Here is a 12,369-nt window from a genome sequence, read left to right as displayed (position 1 = left end):
GTCACGCGCCCCGGACACGCCCCGCCATCACGCCCTCCGCAAGCGGCACTTCTGTCACAAACACTCCCTTCCTGTCACACATGTCTCGTGTACGCGGGTCTTGCGTCACAGCCGGTCCACAGAGGCCACCTGCCGGTCACTCTGTGTCGTTCACGGGGCACAAGGCCGAGTGATCGCCATTGCCGCGCCCAGCTCCCCCGTCGGCCGTTCCGGCCGCCCTGGGCGCGCGCAGGGAGGAGCCACTGATGACCGACCGAAGGCTCTGGTCGTACAAGGACATCGCCGCCCACATCCGGGTGCAGCCCGACACCGTCCGCTCCTACCGCAAGCACGGTCTGCTGCCCGAGCCCGACCACGTCGAGAGCGGCAAGCCCTACTGGTACGCCGACACCATCCGCGCCTGGGTCGCCTCCCGCCCCGGCAACCGCGCCCGCAAGGACGGCTGACAACCGACCGGGACCGCACCTCCGCCCCCTCTTGGATTGGTACCCCCTAGGGGTATAGTGTGGAGCACGTCGGGGTTCCCTGGAGCCACCCGGAGCCATCCGGAACCCCGCGCGTGCGCCGACGTCCGACGCGTCCACACCTTTCACTTTTCACTGAGGAGAACGACATGACCGCCAACGCCCAGACCTCGCAGGCCGGATCCGTCACCACGGTGCTCGACGTGAAGGGCATGACGTGCGGCCACTGCGAGGGGGCTGTGTCCAGTGAGATCGGCGAGCTGGCGGGCGTCAGCTCGGTCGAGGCGGTGGCCGCCACCGGCAAGGTGACCGTCGTCTCCGCGGCCCCGCTGGACGAGGAGGCGCTCCGCGCCGCCGTCGACGAGGCCGGTTACGAGCTCGTCGGCAAGGCCTGACCGCCGCCCCGCCCCTTTCTCCGGGCCCCGCGGCACGCCACCCACGGCCGCGGGGCCCGGCGCCTTTCCCCCGAAAGAGCCGTCATGAACACCTCCGAGGTCGAACTCGCCATCGGCGGAATGACCTGCGCCTCCTGCTCGGCCCGCATCGAGAAGAAGCTGAACCGCATCGACGGCGTCACCGCGTCGGTCAACCTCGCCACGGAGAAGGCCAAGGTGGCGTACGGCGACGGGGTCGAGGTCGGCCAACTCGTCGCCACGGTCGAGAAGCTCGGCTACTCGGCGCACGAGATCGTCCCGCCCGCGCCCGACGCCGGGCCGGGCGACGACACCTCCGTGCGGCCCGTCACCACCGACCTCACCGAGGCCGACCGGCTGCTCCAGCGGCTGCTGGTCTCCGCCGCGCTCGCGCTGCCCGTCGTCGTGCTCGCGATGGTGCCCTCGCTCCAGTTCGAGTACTGGCAGTGGCTGTCCCTGACCCTTGCCGCGCCGGTCGTCGTGTGGGGCGGGCTGCCCTTCCACAAGGCGGCGCTCACCAACGCCCGGCACGGCGCGGCCACCATGGACACCCTCGTCTCGCTCGGCACCCTCGCCGCCTTCGGCTGGTCGGTGTGGGCGCTGTTCTTCGGCACCGCGGGCGAGCCGGGGATGCGGCACGGCTTCGAGTTCACGATCGCGCGCGGCGACAGCTCGTCGGCGCTCTACCTCGAAGTGGCCGCGGGCGTCGTCACGTTCATCCTGCTCGGCCGCTATCTGGAGGCCCGCTCCAAGCGGAAGGCGGGCGCGGCGCTGCGGGCGCTGCTCGAACTGGGCGCCAAGGACGTGTCCGTGCTCGGCCCGGACGGCGCGGAGACACGGATCCCGGTGGGGCGGCTCGCCGTCGGGGACCGCTTCGTCGTCCGGCCCGGGGAGACGGTCGCCACCGACGGCACGGTCATCGAGGGCGCGTCCGCCGTCGACGTCTCGATGCTCACCGGCGAGTCCGTGCCCGCCGACGTCACCGTGGGCGACGCGGTGACCGGCGCGACCGTGAACGCGGGCGGGCGCCTGGTCGTCGAGGCCACCCGCGTCGGCGCCGACACCCAGCTCGCCCGGATGGCCCGGCTCGTGGAGGACGCGCAGAGCGGCAAGGCCGAGGTGCAGCGCCTCGCCGACCGCGTGGCCGCCGTGTTCGTGCCGGTCGTCATCGCGCTCGCCGTGGCCACGCTCGGCTTCTGGCTGGGCAACGGCGTGGGCTCCGCGGCTGCCTTCACGGCCGCCGTCGCCGTACTGATCATCGCCTGCCCCTGCGCGCTCGGCCTCGCCACGCCCACCGCGCTGCTCGTGGGCACGGGCCGGGGCGCCCAGCTCGGCATCCTCATCAAGGGCCCGGAGGTCCTTGAGTCCACCCGCCGCGTCGACACGGTCGTCCTCGACAAGACCGGCACGGTGACGACGGGACGTATGGCCCTTCAGGACGTGTACGCGGCCGACGGGACGGACGAGAAGGAGCTGCTGCGGCTCGCGGGCGCCCTGGAGCACGCCTCCGAACACCCCGTGGCGCGGGCCGTCGCGGCGGGCGCGGCCCGGCGGCTCGGCCTCGACGCGGGAGCGCTGCCGGCGCCGGTGGACTTCGCGAACGTGCCCGGGAACGGCGTGCGCGGCACGGTGGACGGACACGTGGTGCTCGCCGGGAGCGAGCGGCTGCTCACGGACGCGCACATCACCGGGCTCGACGAGCTGGCCGCCGCGAAGAAGCGCGCCGAGGCGGCGGGCCGTACCGCCGTCCTTGTCGCCTGGGACGGCGCGGCGCGCGGGCTGCTCACGGTGGCCGACACGGTCAAGGACACCAGCGCCGAGGCGGTGCGCCGGCTGCGTGAACTCGGCCTGCGTCCCGTTCTTCTGACGGGTGACAACCGGGCCGTCGCGGAGACGGTCGCGCAGGCCGTCGGCATCCCGCCCGACGCCGTGTACGCCGAGGTGCTGCCGTGCGACAAGGCCGACGTGGTGCGCCGGCTCCAGGACGAGGGGCGGGTCGTGGCCATGGTCGGGGACGGCGTGAACGACGCGGCCGCCCTGGCGACGGCCGACCTCGGGCTCGCCATGGGCACGGGCACGGACGCCGCCATCGAGGCGGGCGATCTCACGCTCGTCCGGGGCGACTTGCGGGTGGCCGCCGACGCCATCCGGCTGGCCCGCAGGACCCTCGCCACCATCAAGGGAAACCTCTGCTGGGCCTTCGGCTACAACGTCGCCGCGCTGCCCCTCGCGGCCGCCGGACTGCTCAACCCGATGATCGCCGGAGCGGCCATGGCGTTCTCTTCCGTGTTCGTCGTCACCAACAGCCTCCGCTTGCGGTCTTTCACATAGCCTCGCGATCCTTCACACTGTCTTCGCGGGACTCTCACCTCAGGAGGGATATCCGCATATGGACCCTCTTGTGCTTGTTCGATGGCATATGCAAGAGACGTAGATCACAATGATCGCAACGTAACCATCGAGGGGGCTCGTGAGTCTAAGAGGGCGACACCAGAGGGATCTTGGGGGATCTGTCAGGTGTCGGGGGACATCTTGGGGGATGTCCCTGGAGTGTGTTGGCCGGGGCACGTGCACCGGGGAGCTTTGAGCGGCCCTCCTGATCCCGTACGCGTCCCGGCAGACCGCGACCACAGACTCCCGGCCGGATCCCGTGGGGGGAATCCGCACCGGGGCACAGGAAAACGCCCCGACCGTCGACCCGTGGGGGGATCGACGGCGGGGCGTTTTTCATGACGTGGGGCGCGCCCCATAAGGGGCGCGGGGCCGTGCCGATGTGCGGCTCCGCCGCGTGGGCGCGACCAGCCACGACGAAAGCCGCAGGCTAGCGGGCCTCCACCGGGACGAAGTCCCGGATGACCTCGCCCGTGTAGATCTGCCGCGGACGGCCGATGCGGGAGCCAGGCTCCTTGATCATCTCGTGCCACTGGGCGATCCAGCCCGGCAGGCGGCCGAGGGCGAACAGGACCGTGAACATCTCGGTCGGGAAGCCCATCGCCCGGTAGATCAGACCGGTGTAGAAGTCCACGTTGGGGTAGAGGTTGCGCGAGACGAAGTAGTCGTCGGAGAGCGCGTGCTCCTCCAGCTTGAGCGCGATGTCAAGCAGCTCGTCGGACTTGCCGAGAGCCGAGAGGACGTCGTGCGCGGCAGCCTTGATGATCTTCGCGCGCGGGTCGAAGGACTTGTACACCCGGTGGCCGAAGCCCATCAGGCGGACGCCGTCCTCCTTGTTCTTCACCTTGTTGATGAAGGAGTCGACGTCGCCGCCGTTGGCCTGGATGCCCTCGAGCATCTCCAGGACCGACTGGTTGGCGCCGCCGTGCAGCGGGCCCCACAGGGCCGAGATGCCCGCCGAGATCGAGGCGAACATGTTGGCCTGCGAGGAGCCGACCAGACGCACCGTGGACGTCGAACAGTTCTGCTCGTGGTCCGCGTGCAGGATGAGCAGCTTGTCGAGCGCGGAGACGACGACCGGGTCCAGGTCGTACTCGGCGGCAGGCACCGAGAACGTCATGCGCAGGAAGTTCTCGACGTAACCGAGGTCGTTGCGCGGGTAGACCACCGGGTGGCCGACCGACTTCTTGTACGCGTACGCCGCGATCGTCGGAAGCTTGGCGAGCAGCCGGATCGTCGAGAGGTGCCGCTGCGTCTCGTCGAACGGGTTGTGGCTGTCCTGGTAGAACGTCGACAGCGCGCTGACCACGGAGGACAGCATGGCCATCGGGTGCGCGTCGCGCGGGAAGCCGTCGTAGAACCGCTTGACGTCCTCGTGCAGCAGGGTGTGCTGGGTGATCTCGTTCTTGAAGCTGGCGAGCTCGTCGACCTTCGGCAGCTCACCGTTGATCAGCAGATACGCCACCTCGGTGAAGGTGGAGCGCTCCGCGAGCTGCTCGATCGGATAGCCGCGGTAGCGCAGGATGCCCTGCTCGCCGTCCAGATACGTGATGGCGGATTTATAGGCGGCGGTGTTCCCGTAGCCGCTGTCCAGGGTCACCAGACCGGTCTGGGCGCGGAGCTTGCCGATATCGAAGCCCTTGTCGCCGACAGTGGACTCGATCACCGGGTAGGTGTACTCGCCATCGTCGTACCGCAGTACTACAGCCTTGTTAGCGTTCTCGCTCACGTCATCCCTCACCGACGTTGTGCCTCTTCTTCGAGGTGCCCTGACTGTCTCTACCATCCCCCATTTGGCCCTGGAGAGTGCACTCGGGGTCGACCATTGGGCCTATTGGCGGCACTCAGTGCCGCCAACCTGCTCATCCTGCCCCCTTCGCCCCAGTTCCGAAAGTGCTGTGTGACCTTTCCGACTCGTTTGATCGATCATTGGTACGCGCCGCGTTGACGCCCGCCCTCAGCCGGTGCGACGACCGGCGAGCCGGTGGTCGAGGGCCGTGCAGCGCCGGCCTGCGGAGACCGTGCGGACCGCCTGGCCGAGAGCCTTGCGCGAACCGACGAGCACGACCAGCTTCTTCGCGCGTGTCACAGCTGTGTAGAGCAGATTCCGCTGCAGCATCATCCAGGCGCCGGTGGTGACCGGGATCACCACCGCTGGGTACTCACTTCCCTGCGAGCGGTGGATTGTCACCGCGTAGGCGTGGGCGAGTTCGTCGAGTTCGTCGAAGTCGTACGGAACTTCCTCGTCCTCGTCGGTGCGGACGGTCAGGCGCTGTTCGTCGGCGTCCAGGGCGGTGACCACGCCCACCGTGCCGTTGAAGACGCCGTTGGCGCCCTTCTCGTAGTTGTTGCGGATCTGGGTGACCTTGTCGCCGACGCGGAAGACGCGGCCGCCGAAGCGCTTCTCCGCGAGGTCCGGGCGGGCGGGGGTGATGGCCTGCTGGAGCAGGCCGTTCAGGTGGCCGGCGCCCGCCGGGCCGCGGTGCATGGGGGCGAGGACCTGCACGTCCCGGCGCGGGTCGAGGCCGAACTTCGCGGGCAGGCGGCGGGCCGCCACGTCGACGGTGAGGCGTCCTGCCTCCTCCGTGTCGTCCTCCACGAAGAGGAAGAAGTCGTTCAGGCCCTGGGTCAGGGGCGGCTGCCCGGAGTTGATGCGGTGGGCGTTGGTGACCACCCCGGACTGCTGCGCCTGGCGGAAGACCCGGGTGAGGCGGACCGCGGGGACCGGGCTCTCCTCGCTGAGCAGGTCCCGCAGGACCTCGCCCGCACCGACGCTCGGAAGCTGGTCCACATCGCCCACGAAAAGCAGGTGGGCGCCCGGCGGCACGGCCTTGACCAGCTTGTTGGCGAGGAGCAGGTCGAGCATGGAGGCCTCGTCGACGACCACCAGGTCGGCGTCCAGGGGGCGGTCCTTGTCGTACGCCGCGTCGCCGCCGGGCTTCAGCTCCAGGAGGCGGTGGACGGTGGACGCCTCGGCGCCGGTCAGCTCGGCGAGGCGCTTGGCGGCGCGGCCCGTGGGCGCGGCGAGCAGCACCTTGGCCTTCTTGGCGCGGGCCAGCTCCACGATCGAGCGCACCGTGAAGGACTTGCCGCAGCCGGGCCCGCCGGTGAGGACGGCGACCTTGCTGGACAGGGCGAGCTTGACCGCCTCCTCCTGCTCGGGCGCGAGCTCGGCCCCCGTGCGCCCCTTGAGCCAGCCGAGCGCCTTGTCCCAGGCGACGTCCCGGAAGCCCGGCATCCGGTCCTCCGGGGCCCGCAGCAAGCTCAAAAGCCGCCCTGACAGGGAGAGTTCGGCGCGGTGGAAGGGGATCAGATAGACGGCCGTGACGTCGTCGCCACCGTCCGGGCCGGGGACGGACTCACGGACCACGCCCTCCGGGTCCTGGGCCAGCTCTGCCAGGCAGTCGATCACGAGTCCCGTGTCGACCTGGAGGAGCTTGACCGCGTCGGCGATCAGGCGCTCCTCGGGCAGGAAGCAGTTGCCCTGGTCGGTGGACTGCGAAAGGGCGTACTGCAGACCGGCCTTGACGCGCTCCGGGCTGTCGTGCGGGATGCCGACGGACTGGGCGATGCGGTCGGCGGTGAGGAAGCCGATGCCCCACACGTCGGCCGCGAGGCGGTAGGGCTGATTCCGCACCACCGAGATGGAGGCGTCCTCGTACTTCTTGTAGATCCGCACGGCGATGGACGTGGAGACGCCGACGCCCTGGAGGAAGACCATCACTTCCTTGATGGCCTTCTGCTCCTCCCAGGCGGCCGCGATCTTCTTCGTGCGCTTCGGGCCGAGGCCGGGGACCTCGATGAGGCGCTTGGGCTCGGTCTCGATGATGTCGAGGGTGTCCACGCCGAAGTGCGTCGTGATGCGGTCGGCCATGATCGGGCCGATGCCCTTGATCAGGCCGGAGCCGAGATAGCGCCGGATGCCCTGGATCGTGGCCGGGAGCACCGTCGTGTAGTTCTCCACGGTGAACTGCTTGCCGTACTGCGCGTGGGAGCCCCAGCGGCCCTCCATCCGCAGGGACTCGCCGACCTGCGCGCCGAGCAGCGCCCCGACGACGGTCAGCAGGTCACCGCCGCCCCGCCCGGTGTCCACCCGCGCGACCGTGTACCCGTTCTCCTCATTGGCGTACGTCACGCGCTCCAGGACGCCCTCGACGACGGCCATACGGGGCGCGGGGACACCAGCGGTACCCCGCTGTGCGGCACTCGACATGCCCCGAAGCTACCCCCGCCCACTGACAGCGCCTCCGGTTGCCCCGTAAGGGGCGCAACACCCCCGCCTGGTCAGGGTGCCCACGCCGGCAAAAGTCACGATCGAGTTTCAGCCACTGGACAAGGGGTTGCCAGACCCCCGTGTAATCGATTCCAATCCCTCGTGTAATCGATTCCACGAGGAGGTGGCATCGGCAGTGGCAAGCGTCGGCATCAAGGACGTGGCCGCCCGTGCGGGCGTCTCCGTCGCCACGGTCTCGCGTGTCCTGAACGCGCACGCGTCCGTGAGTCCGGCCGCACGCGAGCGGGTGCTCGCCGCGGTGGACGCGCTCGGCTATCGGCCCAACACGCTCGCCCGGTCCCTCAGGACGGACCAGACGCGCACGCTCGGCCTGGTCATCAGCGACGTACTCAATCCGTACTTCACCGAGCTGGCCCGCTCCGTCGAGGAGGAGGCCCGCGCGCTCGGCTACAGCATCATCTTCGGCAACGCCGACGAGCGGCCCGAGCTGCAGGACCACCACATCCGTACGCTCCTGGACCGCCGCATCGACGGCCTCCTGGTCTCCCCCGCCGACGGCGGCTCCCCGCTCGTCCTTGACGCCGCCCGCGCGGGCACCCCGATGGTCTTCGTGGACCGCTGGATCCCGGGCCTGGACGTGCCCGTGGTGCGGGCGGACGGCCGCGCCGCCGTGCGCGACCTGGTGGCCCACCTGTACGGTCTCGGCCACCGCAGGCTCGCCATCATCGCGGGCCCGGCGGCCACCACCACCGGCAGCGAGCGCGTGGCCGCCTTCCGGGACGCGCTCGCCGAGTACGGCCTCGCGCTGCCGGACGCCTACATCGGGCAGGGCGACTTCCAGGCGGGCAGCGGACGCCGCGCCACCGAGCGCTTCCTGGCGCTGCCCGAGCCGCCCGAAGTCGTCTTCGCCGCCGACAACTTGATGGCGCTCGGCGCGCTCGACGCGATCCGCGCGCGCGGGCTCCGCATCCCGCACGACATCGCGCTCGCCGCGTTCGACGACATCCCCTGGTTCGTGCACACCGATCCGCCCATGACGGCGATCGCCCAGCCCACGGGCGAGCTCGGCCGGGCCGCCGTACGGGCCCTCACCGACCTGATCGAGGGCCGGACCCCGGAGTCCGTGACGCTCCCCGCCCGCCTTGTCGTACGCGGTTCGTGCGGCGAGCACCCCACGACCGGCACGACCCGAAGGAGTGACGCATGACTGGCCCCGCACCGGTGCGCGACGCCGTGCAGGACGCACCGGAACTGCTCCGTGTCGAAGGCATCCGCAAGGCCTTCCCCGGTGTCGTCGCCCTGGACGGCGTGGACTTCGACCTGCGCGGCGGGGAGGTGCACGTACTCCTCGGCGAGAACGGGGCGGGCAAGAGCACGCTCATCAAGATGTTCTCGGGCGCCAACCAGCCCGACGCGGGCCGGATCCTCGTCGGCGGCGAGGAGGTCCGCATCCACGGCGCGCAGGACGCCGAGCGTCTCGGGATCGCCACCATCTACCAGGAGTTCAACCTCGTCCCCGACCTGACGGTCGCCGAGAACATCTTCCTGGGCCGCCAGCCGCGCCGCTTCGGCCTCATCGACCGCAAGAAGATGGAGGCCGACGCGGCCGAGCTCCTCACGCGCGTGGGCGTCGACGTGTCCCCGCGCGCCCGCTGCCGCGAACTGGGCATCGCCCGGCTCCAGATGGTGGAGATCGCCAAGGCGCTCAGCCTGCACGCGCGCGTGCTCGTCATGGACGAGCCGACCGCCGTGCTCACCTCCGAAGAGGTCGAAAAGCTCTTCACCATCGTGCGGGGGCTGCGCGCGGACGGCGTCGGCGTCGTCTTCATCACCCACCACCTGGAGGAGATCGCCGCACTCGGCGACCGCGTGAGCGTGCTGCGGGACGGCAGCAGCGTGGGCCAGGTGCCCGCGTCGACGCCCGAGGACGAACTCGTACGCCTCATGGTGGGCCGGTCCATCGAGCAGCAGTATCCGCGCGAGCGGACCGAGAAGGGTCAACAGGCCGACGGGGACGCGCCGTTGCTGCGTGTCCGCGGGCTCACGCGCGGCGGGGTCTTCCACGACGTCGGTTTCGAGGTGCACGCCGGTGAGGTCGTCGGCGTGGCGGGTCTTGTCGGGGCGGGGCGCACGGAGGTGGCGCGGGCCGTCTTCGGGGCGGATCCGTACGACGCGGGCACGGTGGAGGTCGCGGGCCGGGCGCTGCCCCGGCACGACGTGTACGCCGCCATGACCGCCGGGGTCGGCCTGGTCCCGGAGGACCGCAAGGGCCAGGGCCTCGTGCTCGACGCCTCCGTCGAGGAGAACCTCGGCCTGGTGACGTTGCGGGCGGCGACCCGCGCGGGACTCGTCGACCGGGGCGCGCAGCGTGCCGCCGCCGAGCGGATCGCAGGCCAACTGGGCGTACGGATGGCGGGACTTCACCAGCACGTACGCACTCTGTCCGGCGGCAACCAGCAGAAGGTCGTCATCGGCAAGTGGCTGCTCGCCAAGGCGAAGGTCCTCATCCTCGACGAGCCGACGCGCGGCATCGACGTCGGCGCGAAGGTCGAGATCTACCAGCTCATCAACGAACTCACGGCCGCCGGGCACGCCGTCCTGATGATCTCCAGCGATCTGCCGGAGGTCCTCGGGATGAGCGACCGGGTCCTGGTCATGGCGCAGGGCCGGCTCGCGGGCGAACTCGCCGCGGACGAGGCGACGCAGGACGCGGTGATGGCGCTGGCCGTCAGCACGGGTTCCTCTGCGGCACCCACGGACACCGCCGCGCCTGTGGACACCGGCGCCCCTGTGGACAACGACACCACCCCCGCGGGCGACGACGCCCCTGCGGGGGACGCGAAGGAGGACTCCCGTGGCAACCACTGACACCCGGCCCGGCAAGACGGCCCCGGGCGGCGCCGGCGGGGGCCTCGACCTGCGCCGCATGCTGCTCGACAACGGCGCGCTCAGCGCCCTCGTGGTCCTGGTGGTCGCGATGTCGCTGCTCTCCGGCGACTTCCTGACCACCCAGAACCTCCTCAACGTCGGTGTGCAGGCGGCCGTGACGGCGATCCTCGCGTTCGGCGTCACCTTCGTCATCGTCGCGGCGGGCATCGACCTGTCGGTCGGCTCGGTGGCGGCCCTGTCGGCGACGGTCCTCGCCTGGTCGGCGACGAAGGAGGGCGTGCCCGTCTGGATCGCGGTGCTCCTGGCCGTCGCCACGGGCATCGCCTGCGGCTTCGTCAACGGCGTCCTCATCTCGTACGGGAAACTCCCGCCCTTCATCGCCACGCTCGCGATGCTGTCGATCGGCCGCGGCCTGTCCCTGGTGATCTCGCAGGGCTCCCCCATCGCCTTCCCGGAGTCGGTCTCCAAGGTCGGCGACACGCTCGGCGGCTGGCTGCCGGTGCCGGTGATCGTGATGGTGGCGATGGGCCTGCTCACGGCGCTGATCCTGTCGCGTACGTACATCGGCCGCTCGATGTACGCGATCGGCGGCAACGAAGAGGCCGCACGCCTCTCCGGCCTGCGCGTGAAGCGCCAGAAGATCATCATCTACGCCCTGTCCGGCCTGTTCGCGGCCGTCGCGGGCATCGTGCTCGCGTCCCGTCTGGTGTCCGCGCAGCCGCAGGCCGCGCAGGGCTACGAGCTGGACGCGATCGCCGCGGTCGTCATCGGCGGCGCGAGCCTCGCGGGCGGCGTCGGCAAGGCGTCGGGGACGCTGATCGGCGCGCTGATCCTCGCGGTGCTCCGCAACGGCCTCAACCTCCTTTCCGTGTCGGCGTTCTGGCAACAGGTCGTCATCGGCGTCGTGATCGCGCTGGCCGTGCTCCTGGACTCGCTGCGCAGGCGGGCCGGCGCGGGTGCGGGCGCCGTCGGGAGTACGTCCTCCGGGTCCGGGCGCAAGGGCCCGCAGGCGCTGAAGTACACAATCGCGGCCGTGGTCGCGGCCGCCGTGATCGCCGCGGTGTCCGTCTTCAACACCGGCTCCTCGGGTGCGTCGACGAAGATCGGCCTGTCCCTCTCCACCCTCAACAACCCCTTCTTCGTACAGATGAAGGAGGGCGCGCAGGCGGAGGCCAAGAAGGCGGGCGTCGACCTGACCGTCACGGACGCGCAGAACGACGCGTCCCAACAGGCCAACCAGCTGCAGAACTTCACCAGCGAGAGCATGAAGGCCGTCATCGTCAACCCGGTCGACTCCGACGCCGTCGGCCCCGCCGCGCGCGCCGCGAACAAGGCCGACATCCCGGTGATCGCCGCCGACCGCGGCGTGAACAAGGCGGACGTCGCCACGCTTGTGGCCTCCGACAACGTCGCGGGCGGCAAGCAGGCCGCGAAGGCCCTCGCCGACAAGCTCGGCGGCAAGGGCGAGGTCGTCGTGCTCCAGGGCACCGCGGGCACCTCCGCGAGCCGCGAGCGCGGGCAGGGCTTCGCCGAGGGCATCAAGGCGTTCCCCGGCATCAAGGTCGTCGCCAAGCAGCCCGCGGACTTCGACCGCACCAAGGGCCTGGACGTCATGACGAACCTGCTCCAGGGCAACCCGGGCGTCGACGGAGTCTTCGCGGAGAACGACGAGATGGCGCTCGGCGCGGCGAAGGCGCTCGGCGACAAGGCGGGCAAGTCGGTGTCGGTGGTCGGCTTCGACGGCACCCCGGACGGCCTGAAGGCGGTCGAGGCGGGGACGCTGTACGCGTCGGTGGCGCAGCAGCCCGCGGAGCTGGGCCGGATCGCGGTGCGCAACGCGATCCGCGCGGCGGACGACAAGAAGGTGGCCGCCGTGGTGAAGGTGCCGGTGAAGGTGGTCACGGAGAAGAACGTGGCACGGTTCAAGTGAGGTTCTCCGCGCGCGGTGTGTGCCGCGCGCGGAGGCGCACACGTACGG

The 12,369-nt window shown here is 70.7% G+C and carries 8 protein-coding genes; 6 read left to right on the top strand and 2 right to left on the bottom strand.

The features are described 5' to 3' along the window. Positions 1 to 245: 245 nt before the first annotated feature. The 3 genes from IEY91_RS33110 (at position 246) to IEY91_RS33100 (ending at position 3,208) form a co-directional block, all read left to right on the top strand. Positions 246 to 446 (top strand): helix-turn-helix transcriptional regulator, encoded by a 201-nt coding sequence (locus IEY91_RS33110; RefSeq protein ID WP_164324899.1) that lies wholly within the window; start codon positions 246 to 248, stop codon positions 444 to 446. A 167-nt stretch (positions 447 to 613) separates the two neighbouring features. Further along, on the top strand, positions 614 to 859 hold the full coding sequence (locus IEY91_RS33105) for a heavy-metal-associated domain-containing protein (RefSeq protein ID WP_189176822.1): 246 nt from the start codon (positions 614 to 616) through the stop codon (positions 857 to 859). A gap of 84 nt (positions 860 to 943) precedes the next feature. Next, a complete protein-coding gene (locus tag IEY91_RS33100; RefSeq protein ID WP_189176821.1) occupies positions 944 to 3,208 on the top strand; it encodes a heavy metal translocating P-type ATPase in 2,265 nt (754 codons plus the stop codon). A 490-nt stretch (positions 3,209 to 3,698) separates the two neighbouring features. Here the strand turns inward: IEY91_RS33100 and IEY91_RS33095 are convergent, their stop codons facing one another. Continuing rightward, positions 3,699 to 4,997, bottom strand: a complete 1,299-nt coding sequence (locus tag IEY91_RS33095; RefSeq protein ID WP_164324893.1) for a citrate synthase — start codon at positions 4,995 to 4,997, stop codon at positions 3,699 to 3,701. Between the two features lie 228 nt (positions 4,998 to 5,225). After that, on the bottom strand, positions 5,226 to 7,481 hold the full coding sequence (gene recD2 / locus IEY91_RS33090; RefSeq protein ID WP_229697387.1) for an SF1B family DNA helicase RecD2: 2,256 nt from the start codon (positions 7,479 to 7,481) through the stop codon (positions 5,226 to 5,228). Between the two features lie 196 nt (positions 7,482 to 7,677). Here recD2 and IEY91_RS33085 point away from each other — a divergent pair, with 196 nt between their 5' ends. The 3 genes from IEY91_RS33085 to IEY91_RS33075 are packed head-to-tail and all read left to right on the top strand — an operon-like array spanning position 7,678 to position 12,321. Further along, entirely contained in the window at positions 7,678 to 8,709 is a 1,032-nt protein-coding gene (locus IEY91_RS33085; RefSeq protein ID WP_189176820.1) for a LacI family DNA-binding transcriptional regulator, read from the top strand. Further along, positions 8,706 to 10,370, top strand: coding sequence for a sugar ABC transporter ATP-binding protein (locus IEY91_RS33080; RefSeq protein WP_373288071.1), 1,665 nt, complete (start codon positions 8,706 to 8,708; stop codon positions 10,368 to 10,370). Before IEY91_RS33085 ends, IEY91_RS33080 begins: the two co-directional genes overlap by 4 nt. A gap of 58 nt (positions 10,371 to 10,428) precedes the next feature. Next, positions 10,429 to 12,321, top strand: coding sequence for an ABC transporter permease/substrate-binding protein (locus tag IEY91_RS33075; RefSeq protein WP_229697399.1), 1,893 nt, complete (start codon positions 10,429 to 10,431; stop codon positions 12,319 to 12,321). The last annotated feature ends 48 nt before the right edge of the window (positions 12,322 to 12,369 follow it).

This window comes from Streptomyces lasiicapitis (assembly GCF_014646335.1).
GTDB lineage: Bacteria > Actinomycetota > Actinomycetes > Streptomycetales > Streptomycetaceae > Streptomyces > Streptomyces lasiicapitis.
This window is presented reverse-complemented; position numbering and strand designations above follow the sequence as displayed.